This window comes from Afipia felis ATCC 53690, from assembly GCF_000314735.2.
In the GTDB taxonomy this organism is placed as follows: Bacteria; Pseudomonadota; Alphaproteobacteria; order Rhizobiales; family Xanthobacteraceae; genus Afipia; species Afipia felis.
The window spans coordinates 818,970-837,608 of record NZ_KB375270.1 but is presented as its reverse complement, the minus strand read 5'-3'; the positions used below and the strand labels follow the sequence as shown (position 1 = coordinate 837,608).

Sequence of the window (18,639 nt, the reverse complement as noted above, 5' to 3'; positions counted from 1 at the left end):
TCCCAGGTTGGCGGCACCCATCCCGAATGGTAGATCGAGCCATGGACAAAACACCCGAAAATGCCGCGCTGGTGCTGTTTTCCGGCGGTCAGGATTCCGCGACATGCCTCGCATGGGCACTGTCGCGCTTCGAGCGCGTCGAAACTGTCGGCTTCGATTACGGCCAGCGGCACGCCATCGAATTGGAGTGTCGCGCGGCCCTGATTGACGGTTTCAAAAGCATCAAGACGGAGTGGAGGGCGCGGCTCGGCGAAGCGCATACGCTCGCTATCCCGACTCTGGCCGAGATTTCGGATACGGCGCTAACGCGCGACATCGCCATCGAGATGAAAGAGGACGGCCTGCCTAATACCTTTGTGCCTGGACGCAACCTTCTATTTCTCACCTTCGCGGCCGCGCTCGGCTACCGGCGCGGGATCCGCCATATCGTCGGTGGGATGTGCGAGACGGATTACTCCGGCTACCCCGATTGCCGCGACGAGACGATTAAGTCGCTCAACGCCGCGATCAATCAGGGCATGGGTCGAGAGTTTGAATTGCATACGCCGCTGATGTGGCGCGACAAAGCACAGACATGGGAATTGGCGGATGAACTTGGTGGCGAGGCGCTCGTCGACCTGATCATTCAACACTCGCATACATGCTATCTCGGCGAGCGTGGTGCGCTTCACGACTGGGGATATGGCTGCGGCGAATGCCCGGCGTGCCGATTGCGAGCGGCGGGCTGGGCTAAGTACAAGGCTGCTTGATATCGGCGCTTCAGCGGACACGCTTGGCTGCGTAATAGCGCAGCATATCCTTGGCACTCAGGGCTCTGTCGGAACGACGGCCGAAGAAAAAGACTCCGCTTGCGGCGTCGGATTTCGGACCCGGCTTCGCAAAATAATCGATGAACCGTAGCCAGAAGAACGGTAGCGCGGCGAGCGTAGCAAGGCGGGTGTTCAGCCCGAGTGACAACGCAACATAGCGGATCGACCAGACCAGTGCCTTACCCGCGCCACCAACCGGGCCCGAATCGATTTCCTCAAAACGCCTGAACAGCCAGCGATGACCGCTCAATGTGAACCGTGTGAAGTCATAAGCCTGTTCGTGTACCTGCTGGATGAACGGTGTGTCAGCATAGACGATGCCGCCGGGCTTCAGCACACGGTGAATTTCCTCGACGACGGCGGGTGGATCGAGCACATGTTCAAGGACCGCTTGAATCCAGACGGCATCGAACGTCTCGTTCTGAAACGGCAGGAAATGCCCATCAGCCACGACATCCGTGTTCGTTGATGCATAGACATCTGTACCGACGATTTCGATGCCCTGCGCGGTATAAAGCGGATCAGCGCCAGCGCCGATCGCTCCGCCGCCGATCACAAGCACGACAGGCCTATGTGTCTCGCAACCAAGGAGTTGAATCATCTCCTTCGATTTTTCCGGCGTGACGGGGTTGGAACCGGTCAGCATCCGCCTCAGGCGGAGCGCGTATCCTCGGCCACTGTCATCCCGCTCAAAGACTGAGCCACGATCGTCTTTATAGGCCGTTCGTTCAAAAATACTGCGCTCAAAATCAATGAGGACGGGTTGGCCTGCCGCGCGTGGGAATCCTGTTTTTGAATAGACGCAAGCTATTCCGGAACAACGAATAGGCGTCTCGTTGAGATGGAGCTTCGAATGACAACGCGGACAACACAACAGACGATTGACGTGGACCATCAAACCTCAAGCAGTATCTCGACGTAGGTCGCGCCTCAAAGAGCAACCGACCCAGTCAACGCAAAGATTCCAATGTGGTTCTGAATGGGACAGCCGCTAGTTCAGGCCCTTGAGCTTCTTGCAGGGCGTCGAGGACGTCGAGGACATTCTGACGATATCGAGGATCGAACGGCTGAGCTTCAGATCCCGCTTCGTGAGAAAGCGCAGCGTGGCACGCGGGTTGGATTCGCAGAATTGCGACAAGGTGGCAGCCGTTGCCGCAATCGTATCCTGTTTCGGCGTGACGGCGATGCCGCCATCCTTGAGGATATAAGCATTCTTCACATTCGGCATGATCGCCGTGGCAGAGCAAATCTTGAATAGGTCTTTATAAGCCGCAATCGGCATCACAAGATCGCCCGCCATGCCGCCCAGCAGATACTCGCGGCTTCTCATGCAGCCGTCGGCTGCGAATGCTGATTGACATCCGATACAAAACGCAACGCAGACAAACAGTAGCCTCCGCATGGCTCAATGTACCGCAGGATGCCGTATGTCCGTCGCACCTTCGAACATGGGAACCAATCTGATCTGTCCGGTGCCGGGCACAGGATGAGAGGGCGAGGTATGGGGCATGCCATAGGTGTCACCTGCGCAACGACGCCATGACATCTCGTGAGCGTGAACTTTTGCCGCGTTTGCGAGAGTGATCCGCCGATCAGCATTTACAACCATTTGCGAGATGGCATCGGCCACGGCGTCCGGCGCAGCTTCAGTCAACAGGCCAGTCGTACCATTCATCACCGCATCGGGAACGCCGCCGATAGCCGACGCCACACTTGGCAAGCCGCAGGCTGCCGCCTCGAGATAAACAAGACCGAATCCCTCGACACGGCCAGATGAATCCGGAACCCCGGTCAGGCAGAAGAAGTCGGCGCCGGAATAAAGGTCACGGATTTCCTCATCCTGCAAAGCACCCAGAAGACGAACATCGCAAGACGACTGCTCGACCATCTCGCGGAATTCCTGAACGTAATCGGATTCGCCCGGCGGCCCGACCACCAGCCATGTAATGGATTCTCGGATGGTTTCGGGCAGACGTTCGAGCGCCGCCAAGGTCAGGTGGTGTCCCTTGCGCCGGGTGATCCGGGCAACCGTCACCATTGCGATGCGCGTCGATTCAATTCCATATTGCCAGCGTGCGCGGGAGCGACGCGTGCGCGGACCAAACCAGAAATCGGAAACGCCAAGTGGCACGGCATTAATCTGTTCCTGGCTGATCGGAAACCTGTCGCAGAACAGATCGCGGGTAAAGCTACTGTTGGCGACAATTTCCATGCGGGGGCCGAACACGCCGGCACCGCGAATGGCGAGGCGCTTGAGCGGCGTCTGGGTTTCGTTGATCTCCGTGCCATGCACGGTCATCATCATCCGGCCGTTGATCTGATGACGTGACATCGCCACAGGAATGAAGAACGGCCAATCCGCCGCATGGACGATATCGTAATAAGCTTTGGCGGTTTCGCCGCGAACCAGCCGGATCTTGGCCGGAAGATCGCGCATGGAGTGTAAGCCGCCCCTGAAACGCGACACCTTGAATGGAAAGTCTCTGTCATCCGTCGAGTTGCCATAATCCGGTGCAACGACGGTGACTTCCGCACCAAGCTCCCACGCCGCGGTCGCGACTCCGCGCGCATACGTTCCAATTCCGCCATTCGCCGGCGTAAACTCACTGGTCAGTAGCAAAATTTTCACGGCAAATCCTCGTGACGTTACGCCATGACAAGCGGACGGCGCGCATTCTGGATTTCCTGGTGATAGTGGTACACGCGCGCCAGCTGGGTGCCTGGCGTAAAGCTTTCGATCGAAGCGGCTACCGCCTCCGGCTGCATCCGGCCATTGGCGATATCCATCCGAACCGCCAGAAAGCGCTCCGTCAGCATCTCCGCCATATCGTCCAACGAACCTTCCCGTGGCACCAGATAGCCGCTGACATCGTCGTGAATGACTGACTCGAGTTGAGGCAGGTGCATCGCGACGACCGGGCGGCCGATGGCGAGCGTCTCGAGCACGCAGCGCGGCATGCCTTCGAATTCCGACGTCAGAATCCCGGCATGAGCCGATGCGATAGTCGCCGCCATGCCGGTCGCGTCCTTGAACCCGTGACGAATGGTGATGCCCGCGATGTCCTCGAACTCAGCGAAGCGCGTCGGATCGCTGGTTCCAACATAATGAAATTCCAGTTTCCCTTCGAGCCTGTCACGCAGCCGCGCGATCGTTCTGAACATCAATGGCGGCTGTTTGAATTCGTCGAGACGGCCGGCGAAGATTACGCGAAACGGCAGATCTATCGAAGGGAACGGCTGTGGACGGAATATATCAGTGTTCACCCATGTCCACAGGGTATCGATCTTTCCCTTCTGGTTAGGATAGGTTTTCTGCAACCGCTCCGTGATGAACGGATTGACGCACAGGAATTTCTCGCTTGTGGCAATCGCAAACCGTTCGCCAGCATTATGTACGAACGAATATTTGCGCAGCAGCGAATCCATCTTCAGTTTTGGTGCACCTTCTCCATGCAGCATCTGAACGAAGGGAAGGCGTAGAATGACCGGTAGCCACGCGAATTCCACGCGCCGCAGATCGATGCTGCACTTCCGCGTGCGGATCAGGCGGGCGATCGCCCGAAAATTCCGCAGCAGAGCCATGAAGAACTGGCCGGTCAGGGATGAGCGGATAGTCTTCGCCGCCTCACGTGCCTGCTCATCGGAATAGTGCAAGATCGGCATAAAATCGAACTGCCGCCCGCGGAAGGAAAGGCGGCGCACCTTTCCGATCTCAAGATCGCCGATGGAATCAACGCCGATAAACAAAAGATCCGTATCCGGCGGATGGAAAGTAATGAAATCGCGGATATAGGTTTCCAAACCGCCGACTTTTTCTCCGCGCGGATCAAACGGATGGATCAGGCAGATCTGATAACGGCGATGGAGGTTGCGCGCACGCTGGGCAAGGGTCACGGTTGATGTCATGCGATGGTCCTCGTGCGGGCATTGATGATTTGGGGAAGCGTTTTCAAGACCAGTCTCGGCACCAGGACCATGCACTTCACGTAACGTGGCCCAAGGCGTCTTGGATTTTTCAGCATCCGCCAGGCCCACTCGAGCCCGATCTTCTGGGTGATCGTCGGCGCACGCTTTTGCGTGCCTGCGATGAAATCGAGGCCAGCGCCAATACAAAGAAAACCCGTGCTCTCCAGCCGGTCGAGGCAGCGCGCGGCAAACACTTCCTGCTTCGGCGCGCCAAGCGCCAGAAAACACAATCGCGCCCCCGAGCGGCGGATGCTTTCGATGGCGAAATCTGCCTCTGAGGAGTAGGGATCGAAATTCGGCCCCGGTGAAAAGAATCCTGCGAAACGAATGCCCTTATAACGCTGCGAGAGAGCCTTCGCGGTTTCTGCGAGCGTGATGTTGTTCGAGCCAAGCAGAAAGATCGACAGGTTTCGCTTTTGCGCTTCCGCACATAGCGGCTCAACCAAATCGGCGCCAGTAGTGCGCTGGATGCGCGTCCCCAGGAGCCTGCTCAAGATGACGATCGGAAACCCGTCCGCCGTCACGAATTTCGCACGACGATAGGCATTTCGAAAATCGGCGCGCCGTTCAAGCTGAACAACGTGATCGAGGTTGAGTGTGCAAACGGAAAATTTTTCTCCGCGCTGGGTCGCATCAATTACCGATGAAATAGCCTCCGGTATTGATGGAACATTGATGGAAACTCCATCGACCGTGAGATTATGGCGCGAGCGCGCCAAAGACGTGTCCAACATGTCGATCCCCTGATGACAGTTTGTCGTCGGTACTCGCGCACGAACACGCCAAGCATTGCGTGAGCAACATCGATGACTCATTTCGATGTTCGATCGTCATCAAAATGGACTATTGCGACGCAAGCATGGCATCGGACTCACAACACATGAATAATTTTTCTCGTCACGTCAGGAGATACATTCATGCCACACATCACGCGACGCGATATGATTGCAACACTCTCCGGAACAATGATTGCCTCGTTGTGCAAAACGAACTCGCACGCGGCTATCGCAGACAGTCTCGGTGATGTTGCAGCAAGCAAGAATGTGATGTTTGGTGCCGCCGCAAGCGGCGCAATCGATCACGATATCGGCTACCGCGACCTCTATACATCGCAGACACGCATCGTGACGACAGATACTGCCTTGAAGATGGGCAGCGTCGCACCGCAGCCTGGCACCAAGCATTTCGAAGCAGCGGACAAGCTGTTGCAGTTCTGCACGACAAACAGAATTGCCATGCGCGGTCACTGCGTTATCTGGAACGAATGGGTTCCGCAGTGGATACGCAGTATGACGACTGCCGAGCGACGCTCATTCTTTGACGGCTATATCGAAGATGTCGTCGGGCGATATGTCGGAAAGCTGCAATCATGGGATATCGTGAACGAACCCTTCTGGCCTGGACACAAGGCTCCGGGAGGATATCGCTTAGGTCCGTGGTACGACGCGTTCGGAACGGACTATATTCGTCGCGCCTACGAGCGCGCCGGCTCAGTCGACAAGACGACCAAATTCGCTCTCAACGAAGCGCAGACGGAGCGTGACGATACTCTCGGACTCGCTGTCCGCGCGGGGTTGCTCGATCTCGTGAAGAGATTGAAAGATTCCGGCGTTCGTCTCGACGTTGTCGGCCTGCAAGGCCATCTGCAGCCGAAATATCCGCACGATCCCGCGCGATTTGTCGATTTCGTCCACCAACTTGGTGAACTTGACGTCGATATCTACATCACGGAATTCGACGTGCGAGATGATACCTATCCCGACGACACGGCCACCCGGGACGCCATGGTGGCAAAAACCGCGGAGACGTTTCTCGACAACGTTCTTAACATTCCCAGAGTCAAGGCAGTCATCGCATGGGAACTGGCCGACAATTATTCGTTCTATACAGATATGGCCAAAAAGAAGGATCCGTCCGCTGTGCGATTGCCGCGCCCATTGCCATATGATGCGAACCTTAAAAAGAAACCTCTCTGGTACGCGATGCATCGCGCATTCACCAGCGTGCGCAAAGCGTAACTAACCTCGAAGAGGCTGGTGCGCGCGAACGATCCAAAACTGAAACAAGCTTCGCGCATAAAATACGGTGAGCGTTACCGCGTAGACGCCGGCACCGGTCGCGATGTGGAGTGCAAGGCCCGCGAAACTCGTCGCCTCTGGCAGCCGGTGTAAAACCACCATCATCAGGGCAGTCGCAATACCTGACCGCAGGAGATGTGAAACTGGCAGCGTTAGACCAAATTTCGTAAAGCCGATGGCAAAGCTGACCGTGGCGGCAGCGCAGGCCGACGCGACCGTTGCTGCTGCAGCCCCGACGAGTCCCCAACGATGGATGAAAATGACACTCAGAACGACGGTGACGATCGCATCGATCGAGGACACCACCACAATTAGCCGTGTTCGGTTATGCAGCAGGAATACCTGATCGCCGAAATGGGCGCGCAGATTCCGGATTGAGCCCGCTAGCGCAGACAGCGGCAGAATCGCCAGCGTCGCCGCCTGAAAAGGAGCCGCGATCATCAGGTGAACGATCTCCGCACGAAGCGAATAGATTCCGGCGATGCTCGGAACAAGGATTGCAAACAGAAGCGCGCTGTTGTCGACGAGCTGGCTCATCGCGGCTTGACTGCCACCTTGCTCCATGTGCTTCACGGCGAGGGGGAAGGCAGCCGCCGTTACCAGCATTGCGGCGACCGCCGCGGCGCGCTGACCCAGTCCATAACCAACGGCGAACAAACCCGCCGCAGCGACGCCCATCATGTCATTGAGAATAAAGCGCGATGCATTCAGGCCGACCCAGCCCAGTCCACCACCGATAATGATCGGCACACCATAATGTAGGGCATGCCGAAAAATCTCGCGATCAATCGGCCATAGGCGGTGGCTGTATCCCATGAAGGGCAACACCACCAGCGCTGCGAGAAGCTGCATAACGCAATAGCCGGCCAGCGGCCACTCCGGCATTGGACCAAACAAATGAATGAGAAGAAGTCCAAGCAAAAGCCCGGCCGAGGGACCGACAATCTGCTGAATGGAATAGATTCCGATCTGATGGCGGGCGCGGGCCCGCTCACCGATATAAAGATTCAACGTTCTGGAAATGACGTAACCAACACTCGCGGTGAGAAGCAAGGGGCTTGCGTCCGGCGCAATTACCACCAGCACGACACCGACGATTGCGAAGCTCTGCAAGACAACGGACACGAGAATAACGAAGGTTTCCGTCGCATAGAATCGCTGTACGTCGCCCGCGCTTTCATGACGTCCCAAAAAGCGAAGCGCATATTGCGACCACCAGGACAGAAATCCGATCTGCAGCAGCTCGTGTGTGGCGGTAATCAACGTAATGATGCCAAGCGTGTGATCGCTGACGACATGCGTCCACACGATCATCGCCAGAAGCTGGAATACCGGACCGATCACCTGTGCCGGCATATAAAGAAGGGTGTGCCTCAGCAGCATCGTCAGGCTCCGATCCAGCGCAGCATTTTTGCAGGAGCAACGTGCCGGACGCAGGCGAGCACAAGAACGATCATAAAAGTCGTCGCTGTGAACGAGATGACGAATCCGACCGCGGGTGTAAAGCGATCGAAGACACCGTGATCGCGCAGGGCCATGACGATAAAAATGTGCCAGAGGTAAATGAAATAACTTCCCGATCCGAGCACCGCCAGCGCAGGCGATGCGACGCGCACCGTAAACAGCGCCAAGGTTGCGAGAGAGGAGTAGGCAAAAAATGCCAAAGAATCATAATCGGCCGCGTCGCCGATCTGCCACAGGCGGACACTGGCATAGATCGCATAGGAAACCATAACGCCGAGCAGCAATACCGACCTTCGACCTTTCAGGAATTCGTTCAGCTGGAATGTTCCGATGAGAAGCCCGACTGCGAGAAACGCGAACCAAAAGGGAATATCCCGCATCCGCACCTCTTCGATCAGAGACGGCGAGACATCCAGCTTCGCAAGCAACGGATCGAGATAAGCGCCTGTCAGAAGGCCAAATCCGATAGCAACGACCAGGAATGTCAACAGATTGTCGTGCCCACCTCCCGATGCCCTGACGAGCTTGAGAAGCAGCCAGAGAGCCACGGTGCAGCCAATATAGACGAACACATAATAGTACACGAACACATAAGCCAATCCAAATCGCGCCAGTGCCACGTGAGGCCGATGATCCATGCTCGCATTGTGAAGCGCCATGTACGCATAGGCCGCAACGAACGCGATCATGTAGGGCACGATGGCCGTCGCCAGACGACGCCCCAACGGAATGTCAGCTTTGCCTGCAGACATCACACCTGACGCGAAAAGGAAAATGGGGACACACGGCCGTAACGCCGCATCCAGCGCAATGCTCCAGTTCGCGGTCAATGGTTGGGGCAGGGAGTGAATGCCGATTACCATCAGGATCGCGAGACCGCGCATGCTGTCGATCGTGATATCGCGCGGCTTTGCGGCGGGAACCGCTGTCGCGTCAGCCCAAGTTGCCGGATCGTCTGTCGCAGTCGTTATTTGCACCTGCAGAAAATCTCCAAGCGATCAGCGCGCGGCAATCGAACGGTTATTGATGGCCGTCGGATCACGCAATGACCTCCGCGCCATGCGTGCGATCAGGTCGAGGACGGCATTACGGTCGGACGCCGCAAGGCCATTCCACCGCGCAAGGTTCTTTCGCGCCTGTTGCACGTGAATCCGCCTCCAGCCATTCGTCGCAACAAGGCGAGCGATGCTTCCGGCAGAAGTGTTCGGGTCCGTGGGGTCAATAAAAAGCCCAGAGTGTCCCAGAACCTCCCGGAACACATCGGCATCCGGCGCCACAATCGGCAGCCCGCTGTATTGAGCTTCGAGCAGGGGAAGCCCCAACCCTTCATCGTGAGACGTGCAGATATACACATCGGCCTTGTCGAAAAGATCGGCCGCGCCGAAGGCTGATTGATATCCATGCAAAGTCACACCCGGAATCTGTTCGAGTTGTTCCCAATCTGGTCCCCAGCCGCGTCTGCCGATGATGTCCAGCGTCGCGTCGGCAAAGCCTTGCGCACGGAGTGCAATTAGAATTCGGCCCGCCGCAACGAGATTCTTCCGCGGCTCGACTGTACCGAGCGCAATCAAGCGAATGGACGAGACGTTCGATACGCGCTCCGCACGCATGTCATCCGAAACGTTGAACACGTTCCGTACGGACGGACGGTAGAGCATGATATCTGCGTCCGTACGGCTATATCGTCTCAAGCGCCCACGCGTCGTTTCCGAATTTGTCAGACAACGCGGGTAGCTTTGCAGCGCCAACTTGAAGGGCATTGCCATATAGAGCCGCGCGCGCCGATTGAGATCGGCACGGCGAGAGATGAGAAAGTCATCGTGAAAATATGGCAGAACACGCGACGCGAAAGAGCGCAGGAGAGGACTTGGAGGGAAGCCTGGGCAAAGCAGAATAGCGTTTGAAAGCGCGAGCTTCGCCGGAAGCCCCAGCGTCTGCCGTATGACCATCTGACGCGTTCCTTTCGCCGTTACCGGAACAACCGGCAAGGGTGAAAGAGCTTCCCGCGAGAACAATTCAAGTGTGATCCGTTCAAGGCCGGTCACGTGCCGTCCAAGGTGGGTATGATCGACATAGATGGTCATTCCACACACCTCATCGCGTTGCATGTGCCAACGCAAGACGTGGCGCCGGTCCACTTCGCCGAACCGGGCGACCCTCGATCAGCCGCCACTGCTTCGGCAGAAGCAGCGTGATGAGAGCGATGAATTGAGCCAATTGAATGTTCTTCGATGAAAAACTGACCGAGCTTGCCGCGATCATCAACATCAAAAGGTAGATTGCCCACACACCGCGATCCGACCTGCGAGTGAGGTCGATGAAGAAGCAAAATAACCCGATTGACATCAGAATGGTATGAACGAGTCCGAATTGGGCGACGCACGAGATCCAGAAATTCTCGATGCCGTAATTCAGTCCAAGCTGCGATTGCAGTCCCGTGATTCGGTCCGGATCGGCGCCGAGAATAAGTTCCGTCCAGTCGAGGTAATGCAACAAATTCAACGTTGCAAACCGTGCCATCGCGCTGCCGTTATCCGATGAAAATCGCAGCAACATCTTGTCGAAGATTCCGGAACTCAAAGCTGCGAACGCAGCACCCACAAGCAGCGAAGCAATGCACATGGCCGCGATGATTCCGAGCAGCGACATCCGCCCGCCGAGAGCGAAGCGGAAGCTTTTCCATCCGACAAGGAATCCCATGACAACCAACGCTGTCATTAAAGCTGTGCGGCCGCCAAACACCATCAACGACACAAAGCAAAACGCCATGACCGGTAATCTGATCACGGTAGGAAGAATCGTCGGGCGCACCAGCAGCGCCATGACGTAAGCCGCGATCAGGCCGGATGCGGTCAGCGGGTGGCCGAGCAGAGCAGCCGATCGCCATTCGCCAAACACGATGATATTTCCGACAGTCAGCGGGATCAGCCGATGGCCAGAAAAGTACTCGTAGTATCCGAGCACGACGTTAAGCAGAATACCGGCATGAAAGGCCCAGGCGAGCACACGCCGCTGCTGCTCCGTCAGTTGCCACACAACGAGACAAATCATCGGCGGCAGCAGGAAGGAGTCGATGATTGTTGTAAAGGGCCGCTTGAGAGCGACGATCTGAAAGAACAGCGCAATCCAGCACAGGAACAGAACAAGCGTCAGCCGTGCATTCGCAAGACTTGACAGCAGATCGTTGATCGGCCTGCCGTGACGGATCAGACAAAGAAAGAAGGCCGCAAAAACGCAATAAGTCGCCACGTGCACCTTTTCGAGAAAAATGCCGCCGCTGGTGACGTAATGCACCTTCAGATTGGTCAGCATGGAGGACGACAAGCCGAGCAGGGCCATTATGGCCAGCACCATCAACCCAACGATTGCGGCATCGATCAGTGCGTGAACCGTGGAGGACTGATCAATTTTCGATTTCTGAAAAGAGGTGCGCCGAGGATGAGGGAGGACTGTCCTCGTATGCCCCGGCTGCACAAATGCCGTGGCGCGCGGCTTCAACGGACCGCCCTTCCGGCAGCCGCCGCGGATGCGACATAGGGCTTCAGATAGGCCGAGCTTCGATAGTAATCGTAGAAACGCAGGCGGCTGAGATCAACCTGCGTGAGAACCGTTCCAAGAATTCGATCCGAGACCGGCTCAAGGAGCTCCATCATGTGAGTGAGAATTTCTTTTGGCGTCTGGTCCCACGCCAGCGCCAACACGATTCGATCAGCCAGCTCCGCAAGAGCGCGCCCATCGACAAGCGGAATCAGCGGCGGCGAGTCGATGATGATAAGTTCGTAGTGGACACGCAGCCGGTCGATTACCGACGCGATCTCTTCGGAAAACATCAGTTCGGTGATGATGTTGTCGTTGTCGCAAACAGTGGCGGGCAAAATCGACAGCCCTGAGCTGCGATCGAACAGGATCGCCCGCTCAAGCGGTATTTCGCCAGTCGCAACCTGCATCAGGCCGGCGTTCGCTCGTGGGCTCACGGCGCGTGTCAATCCGGGGTTGCGCAGGTCTCCATCGATCAGAAGCGTTTTGACACCGAGGGATGCGAACGACAGAGCGAGATTCGAGGCAAATGTCGTCTTACCTTCGCTATCGAGTGCGGAGCTGACGAGAACGACTTTCGCGGATTGTGTCCGCAGCACGCGCTGAATGGATAGCCGTGCCGCGCGGATGGCTTCGGCAAAGAACGTTCCTGGTTCCTCGATGGCATAGCGCATCAAGGGAGGCTGGAGGGAAGGTGGCAAAAGCCGCATAATCTTCGGGTCGTATCCCTGAAGGTCGAAACGCCCTCGCTTGGCGCGGCTTGCAAGTTCGCGTGCACCGATGCGTGGCAGAGCAGCCAGCGCCGGCACGCCGGATATCGCCTCAGCTTGTTCCAGCGTCTTGATGCGGCTATCGAGGTAGTCAAGTAACAGCGCCAGCACCAACCCGCCGCCACCTCCGAGAACGATGGCGAGCCCCAGAATCAGCAGCGTCTTAGGCGACGAAGGCTTGAGCGGGATGGAAGCCTTCGTGACAATCCGCGAATCCGGCATCTCCAGGCTTTCCTGAGAAGACGTCTCTTTCGCACGGGCCAGATAGGATTCATAAAGCGTGCGGTTGGCCTCGGCCTCGCGCTGCAACTCATGAAGGCGAACCTGAGCCTGACCGGATTCGCTCGAGACGTTCTGTAGTTGATCGAGGCTGTTCTGCAGCGACTTCTCGCGCGATTTCGCCACATCGTAATCATGCGCAGTGCTTTGCAGGATGCGTTTGATCTCTTGATCGATGAGGCGCTGGGTGTCCTTGAGCTGCGCATGCACGCTTGCCACCAGCGGATGACGCGGGCCATACTTACTCGTCAGATCTGCTTCGTTCTTGGCGATATCGGCATACTGCGTTCGCAGCTTGGTGATGATGTCGGACGAGATCGCGGCATTGATACCGCCGGGATCGCCGCCAGATTTGGCAAGCTGCTGCACCTGCTCGAATTTCGCACGCGCCTCGGCCGTCTCGGCGCGCGCCGAGATCAGCTTGTTGTTCAGATCGGTGATCTGCTGATCGTTGAGGGTAACGCCTTGGGAGACGGCAAGGTTGTTGGCAGCACGGAAATCTTCGACTGCCTTCTCAGACGCGACAACGCGGGCCTTCAATGAATCCAATTGCCCGTTCAACCACTTCGCAGCGGTTCGGGTGACGTCGAACTTTGCGCGAACTTGTTCCTCCAGATAGGTATCCGCAATGGCATTCGCGATCATGGCCGCCTTGCGGGGCGACTTCGAACTCATATTGATATCGACGAGAAATGTCGTTCCCTGGCGCACAACCTTAAGCTGCTTTTGCACGAGGCCAACAGAAACAGTCTGCGCAGCGTCGTCCGGCGCCGCTTCGCTACTTTCGCTGCTAAACAGACTGCTGATGATGCGCTTGATCGGATCGAGAAATCCCGGCTGGGGAAAGAATTCATCATCCTCGGTCAATTTAAGCCTGTCGACCACACGTTGGAGCGTAGCAACCGACTGAATAAGCAACGCCTGACTCTCGATCGTCGCGTCGTCAGTTCCATAACTCGAAAGAACGGGCTGCGTCGTGTCTGTGACGTTCGCATGACGCGGATCGATGACAACCGTGGACGTCGCGGTATAACGCGTGGTCGCGAGCAATATGTAAAGTAGGGCAACAGCTATAACCGACACCGCAACATAACCAATGACGCGTCCACGCCGGCGAAGAATGCGCCCGATCTCGCGAATATCGACCGTTGGGCCTGCCGCGTCCTCGACAGTCATTCCGATTTGCTCCATCCGGGGAGCTACGAGCTCTTCAGAATTGCGCTGTAACATTGATCCCCACCAGATGTTTCTCGTAGCTGAACGCCGGAATGTCGCTTTTTCGGTCGGTGTAACGATGATAGATCGACACCGAAGCGAAGCGGTTCAGCATGTATTTCACACGCGCATCGGTCGACATGACTTTGTCTTTTCGTACCTGACCGAAGAATCGATCGTTCTCATATCCTCCGGCCAGCGATATCACGACATTTCGCATTAGCTCGTAATCGGCGCCGACCTGAAACGCATTGGCCAGAACACCACTGGAGCTGGTGTCGGACGTTTCCGTGACGAGTTGTTCAGCCTTCGCATGGATGTCGAGCAAGCGAGTGGGGCGCCAAAGCAGGCTTGCGTGATAAGACGGCCCGGAGATGGTGCCAATGGTGGGGTCGTCGAACCGCTGGCTGACATAGCCACCGCCGATCTCACCGCTCAGCAAATTCGCGCGTCCAAGCGTGATGCCAGAGAGCGCACGATAGCCATCGGAATCAAGTGTATGGCCGGGCGTGCCGCGGATCTGACGCTCGTTGCCTTCGACCGCGGCAAACCAGCCGAGAAATGGCGAGAACGCATAATCGAGTCGGCCGTGAACAGTGTAAATCTGACCGTCGCGTCCATCCTGATTGATGATGCTGCCGTCCTGCGCGCGTGTCGACTGATAGTCGTAGGATTTGACGCCCATGCCGATTGAGGCCGCCAGCCGGTTGAATTCCTTGCGAACAGCGACGTCGCCTGAGAACAAATCGTATGGCGTTGGCGCGACCGCGTTGACCGGCGAGCTGAGCGTTCCGACGCCTTCGTTCAGATGGGCGATCTGAAAGCTCCCCAGCACCTTGAGGTCGCGGGCGACATCATACCACCCGTTCCCCTTCAAGCTGATATTATTTTGGTTAAGGCTCGAGAACTGGCTGTAGATCAGCGACTGCGCATCGAGTTTGAGGTCGATGCCATGCCGTTCCCATAACGTATGGGCACGCAGCGTTGGCTCGACGACAGCCGCGAAATCCGAATTCTTGGTCGTGTTTGACGAAAATACGTTGCTGTCGAAGAACCCGCCGCTGATGATCGCTGGATTGAACATCCAGGAGCCATAGCGGATGCCGACAGGCTCATAGCCTGGCTGCTGTCTCTTTTTCACCGGCATATCCTCTGGCGGAATAGGATCGGTGCTGTTTGGATCGCGAAAATCCGGAAGTGGTGACGACTCGAATACCTGAAGCGCATTCCACGGCGGCGCCACATCGTCAAAGTTGAGTGGGACGGCCTGTGCATGCGCATGCGAAACGAACAGCAAAAAGAATGCCGTTGCCGTCGCGACGAAGCAGATAGTGCGATCTTCCGAGATCGCCAACAATGCGCGAACACCAAAGGCATTTGAAACCGAACCTAGCTGGATACATTTCATTACTCATCCCTTGCGGGAAACACGCTACACATCACCGTCCATGCTTATGGGCGGCGCTACGTCATCATACAGTCACTGGTGAAGAGTTTGTGTCAGAGCCCCACTTGTCATGAGAAAGGTCCTCTCTTTGACAATCCGGTATCTAACGCACCACGCCAGAAAAGTTTCGCAGCGCGGAAGAAGATTACGGCAAAGGGACGAGAGTATGGCCGCACGACGAAACTCGCGTGGCAATACCTGCGACGACAACGCGGGCGTTAAAAATATCGCTCCGGGATACGAATGTTGTCACCGGGATAAACAAGAACCGGTGCGTTGAGCGTATACTCTTCTTCTCTGCCAACACCCGCACGACGCAGATAGACTTTTTGTTCGTTGGCGCGATAGGTGAATCCACCGGCAGCGGCAACTGCATCCATGATGGTAAGGCCTACCTTGTAGGGATATTCGCCGCTGTTCTTCACTTCACCCAAAATGTAGTAGGGACGATAGGTCGCAACGTCGACATTGACTCGCGGATCGCGCACGATGCCCTTCGAGAGGGCTGCACGAATGGCACCTTCCAGTTGCTTCGTGGTTTTGCCTGCGGCTTGAACACGTCCTGCCAATGGAATCGACACTCTGCCGTTACCGTCGACTTCATATTCTCCGGTGATATCCGGCTCGCCATAAACCTTGAGGCGGACTTTATCATTCGGGCCAAGGATATAGGGGCCTGATGGCGAGAATGATGTTTCTGCTTTCACGACGTTATTCAGCGCAAAAACGGAAATCACGAATGCGACGAACACGAACAACGTCATTCGCGGCAGCAAAACGCGGAACTTCATTATCTGTCTCCGAAGCATTGAGGAAATGAACGTCGACAACTTATCGGGCAAATTTTGGCAAAACCATGTGAGGCTTTGTTCCGCTAAAGCACGATGACCTTCGCGCCTTCGATGGCAATGCAGGTGAGAACACCAGACATCCAGGCGCCGGTATCGATATTGATTCTGTTTGGCAACAATTCCGGATGAGGGACAGGCGTGTGCCCGTGGACGACAAGCGGACCGTGACTTTGCCTGAAGTTGAGAAATTCCTCACGAATCCAGAAAAGGTCTTGCGAGGATTGCTGCTCCAGCGGAATGCCGGGTCGCAATCCCGCGTGCACGAACAGAAAGTCACCGCAAGCGAAGCTGTTTTGAAGACAATCGAGAAAGAGATAATGCGCTTCCGGAAAATTCTCGTGCAGACGACGATGAACGTGGAACTCCGATGCATTCAGATCGACGTCTGACAACCCATATGATACGAGCGTCGAGCGCGCCCCAACATACAGCCAGGGATGAAGACCGGCAGGATCCGCAAGAAATGCTTCCAGCAGTGCTTCGTGGTTGCCACGCAGACACACGGCGCGTCTTTGGGCAACGCGCCACGCCAACGTCTCGATCACGTTTTTCGATTGAGGACCACGATCGATGTAATCGCCGATATAAACCTCAACAACATGTGCGATCGGGCGGCGTGCAACATCATTCTCGATCCGCTGTATCACATCGTGCAGGAGATCGGCCCGACCATGAATATCCCCAACGGCATAAATTCGGGTACCGGGCGGAAGAGCGGGTTTTGAAAATCTTGGCTCGACCAGGTCGTGCTGACGAATCACTGACGAGTTCCAATGCGCATACGAAAGAGGCAGATCGCCTGCCACATCGAACGGCAGTCAGAAAAAGAAATAGCGAACCGCAATAATAATCACAATCCAGGCGGCGATGTTCGCCAGGATCAACTGATTGCGCAGTCTTCGATCGCGCCCTTCGCTCAAAGGCGGCCCATCCATCTCGTGAGAAAGCATCGCAGGCTCTCGTGCTGCCGATGGAAATGAAAGCGAATCGTCCGCTTCTTTCTCTTTTGGAAGTCCTGTCATCGTTTTCGATGTCGCTTTCAAGGGCTTGACACTCGTATCCGACGATAAATCGCGCTCATTAGCTTTCAGTGAACGAGAACATTCGACATCGAAGTGCTTTCGGTTCGTGCGTTGATGCTGCACGCAGCGCGAGTTCTTTAAAATATCTTAAAATATCTTCAGCGCTTCGCTGCGCGCATAGCCGTCTGCCCAATTTTGCAACGGAACGATTTCGGATTTGGCGTAACGCGCTCTCATCAAACCAAAATTTTCGCAATGCATGGTGCTGCCTATGTCGCGACGCAACGATGTCACGATCGATCACATCGTTCGCCGTAATTTACTCAAGAAGTTACGAAAACTTTTAATCCAAGTTGATGCTTCGGATCGTTTGCACTGTCGTACCTTCGCAGCTGCGAGCAACCATGAGAGCCACGGAGAACCAAAGCGATGGTCTCGACCGCCACGGCCCGCTACGACGATCAAGACAGTAATGTCGCTTCGTTGTGGAAGAACAGACGATACATCTCTGCGCGCCCGGTCGAGTATGTCGGCCACGGTGCCTACCGGAAGAAACACTCGGCAAGATTATGGCGGAGAGAGCCTGCCGCGGCGCTTTCGAAACGTGCGTTCGACATTACAGCGGCAGGCCTTGCATTGCTGTTCTTCGCGCCGATGCTGCTTGTGATCTCGATCGCAATCAAAGTCAGCTCTCCGGGGCCGATCCTGTTTCATCAGTACCGCTACGGCTTCCGCAACCGGCGCTTCAAGATTTACAAGTTCCGCTCGATGCGGACGGATACGGGGGATCGCACAGGCATAAGACAAACCGTGCAGGGTGATCCACGCGTTACACGGGTAGGGCGCATCCTGCGCAAAACAAGCCTCGACGAGATTCCCCAGCTCATCAACGTGATCAAGGGCGACATGTCGCTTGTCGGCCCGCGTCCGCATGTGCCCGGCATGCTAGCCGCCAATGTCCTCTATGAGGATCTGGTGCCTTATTATTTCCAGCGCCATATCGCGCGTCCCGGAATCACCGGCCTTGCACAGGTCAGCGGGTGTCGCGGCAGCACGGCGGAAGCGAATAACGCGATCTCTCGGATCGATTACGACCTCGAATACATCGAGAAATGGTCTTTGCGTATGGACATAGCCATCATCCTGCGCACGGTGCGCCGCGAGTTCATTTCCGGCAACGGCTACTGATCGAACCTTTCAC

The 18,639-nt window shown here is 56.3% G+C and carries 17 protein-coding genes; 3 read left to right on the top strand and 14 right to left on the bottom strand.

Annotated features, from left to right (window positions below):
* Positions 1 to 41: 41 nt before the first annotated feature.
* Positions 42 to 749: a 7-cyano-7-deazaguanine synthase QueC gene (queC, locus tag HMPREF9697_RS04115; RefSeq protein WP_244597866.1), complete on the top strand. Its 708-nt coding sequence runs from the start codon at positions 42 to 44 to the stop codon at positions 747 to 749.
* A gap of 10 nt (positions 750 to 759) precedes the next feature.
* Here queC and HMPREF9697_RS04110 read toward each other — a convergent pair whose 3' ends face one another.
* The 5 genes from HMPREF9697_RS04110 to HMPREF9697_RS04090 all read right to left on the bottom strand — a co-directional run bounded on the left by HMPREF9697_RS04110 (position 760) and on the right by HMPREF9697_RS04090 (position 5,509).
* On the bottom strand, positions 760 to 1,455 hold the full coding sequence (locus tag HMPREF9697_RS04110) for a class I SAM-dependent methyltransferase (protein ID WP_244597865.1): 696 nt from the start codon (positions 1,453 to 1,455) through the stop codon (positions 760 to 762).
* 345 nt (positions 1,456 to 1,800) lie between these two features.
* A complete protein-coding gene (locus HMPREF9697_RS04105; RefSeq protein WP_002715893.1) occupies positions 1,801 to 2,139 on the bottom strand; it encodes a hypothetical protein in 339 nt (112 codons plus the stop codon).
* A 75-nt stretch (positions 2,140 to 2,214) separates the two neighbouring features.
* Entirely contained in the window at positions 2,215 to 3,438 is a 1,224-nt protein-coding gene (locus HMPREF9697_RS04100) for a glycosyltransferase family 4 protein (protein ID WP_002715892.1), read from the bottom strand.
* A 17-nt stretch (positions 3,439 to 3,455) separates the two neighbouring features.
* Positions 3,456 to 4,715, bottom strand: coding sequence for a glycosyltransferase family 4 protein (locus tag HMPREF9697_RS04095; RefSeq protein ID WP_002715891.1), 1,260 nt, complete (start codon positions 4,713 to 4,715; stop codon positions 3,456 to 3,458).
* Entirely contained in the window at positions 4,712 to 5,509 is a 798-nt protein-coding gene (locus HMPREF9697_RS04090; RefSeq protein ID WP_002715890.1) for a WecB/TagA/CpsF family glycosyltransferase, read from the bottom strand. The genes HMPREF9697_RS04095 and HMPREF9697_RS04090 overlap by 4 nt, the downstream gene beginning before the upstream one ends.
* A gap of 183 nt (positions 5,510 to 5,692) precedes the next feature.
* On the opposite strand from HMPREF9697_RS04090, the gene HMPREF9697_RS04085 reads away from it, so the two are divergent.
* Positions 5,693 to 6,793, top strand: coding sequence for an endo-1,4-beta-xylanase (locus HMPREF9697_RS04085; protein WP_002715889.1), 1,101 nt, complete (start codon positions 5,693 to 5,695; stop codon positions 6,791 to 6,793).
* Here HMPREF9697_RS04085 and HMPREF9697_RS04080 read toward each other — a convergent pair whose 3' ends face one another.
* The 9 genes from HMPREF9697_RS04080 to HMPREF9697_RS04040 all read right to left on the bottom strand — a co-directional run bounded on the left by HMPREF9697_RS04080 (position 6,794) and on the right by HMPREF9697_RS04040 (position 17,438).
* A complete protein-coding gene (locus HMPREF9697_RS04080) occupies positions 6,794 to 8,236 on the bottom strand; it encodes a lipopolysaccharide biosynthesis protein (protein ID WP_002715888.1) in 1,443 nt (480 codons plus the stop codon). It abuts the gene before it with no gap.
* 2 nt (positions 8,237 to 8,238) lie between these two features.
* Entirely contained in the window at positions 8,239 to 9,201 is a 963-nt protein-coding gene (locus HMPREF9697_RS04075; RefSeq protein WP_002715887.1) for an acyltransferase family protein, read from the bottom strand.
* Between the two features lie 114 nt (positions 9,202 to 9,315).
* A complete protein-coding gene (locus HMPREF9697_RS04070) occupies positions 9,316 to 10,401 on the bottom strand; it encodes a glycosyltransferase (protein WP_002715886.1) in 1,086 nt (361 codons plus the stop codon).
* Positions 10,402 to 10,411: 10 nt separating this feature from the next.
* Positions 10,412 to 11,791, bottom strand: a complete 1,380-nt coding sequence (locus tag HMPREF9697_RS04065) for a VpsF family polysaccharide biosynthesis protein (RefSeq protein ID WP_430642232.1) — start codon at positions 11,789 to 11,791, stop codon at positions 10,412 to 10,414.
* A 20-nt stretch (positions 11,792 to 11,811) separates the two neighbouring features.
* Entirely contained in the window at positions 11,812 to 14,079 is a 2,268-nt protein-coding gene (locus HMPREF9697_RS04060; protein WP_002715884.1) for a polysaccharide biosynthesis tyrosine autokinase, read from the bottom strand.
* Between the two features lie 34 nt (positions 14,080 to 14,113).
* Positions 14,114 to 15,265 carry an outer membrane beta-barrel protein gene (locus tag HMPREF9697_RS04055; RefSeq protein WP_244598001.1) on the bottom strand — a complete coding sequence of 384 codons (1,152 nt, stop codon included), beginning with the start codon at positions 15,263 to 15,265 and terminating at the stop codon, positions 14,114 to 14,116.
* A gap of 518 nt (positions 15,266 to 15,783) precedes the next feature.
* Positions 15,784 to 16,356, bottom strand: coding sequence for a polysaccharide biosynthesis/export family protein (locus tag HMPREF9697_RS04050; RefSeq protein ID WP_002715882.1), 573 nt, complete (start codon positions 16,354 to 16,356; stop codon positions 15,784 to 15,786).
* 83 nt (positions 16,357 to 16,439) lie between these two features.
* The gene (locus HMPREF9697_RS04045) at positions 16,440 to 17,177 is read right to left on the bottom strand and encodes a metallophosphoesterase family protein (RefSeq protein WP_040308111.1); all 738 of its coding nucleotides are present in this window, start codon (positions 17,175 to 17,177) and stop codon (positions 16,440 to 16,442) included.
* A gap of 57 nt (positions 17,178 to 17,234) precedes the next feature.
* Positions 17,235 to 17,438 (bottom strand): hypothetical protein, encoded by a 204-nt coding sequence (locus HMPREF9697_RS04040; protein ID WP_244597863.1) that lies wholly within the window; start codon positions 17,436 to 17,438, stop codon positions 17,235 to 17,237.
* A 429-nt stretch (positions 17,439 to 17,867) separates the two neighbouring features.
* Here HMPREF9697_RS04040 and HMPREF9697_RS04035 point away from each other — a divergent pair, with 429 nt between their 5' ends.
* Positions 17,868 to 18,626, top strand: a complete 759-nt coding sequence (locus HMPREF9697_RS04035; RefSeq protein WP_002715877.1) for a sugar transferase — start codon at positions 17,868 to 17,870, stop codon at positions 18,624 to 18,626.
* The last annotated feature ends 13 nt before the right edge of the window (positions 18,627 to 18,639 follow it).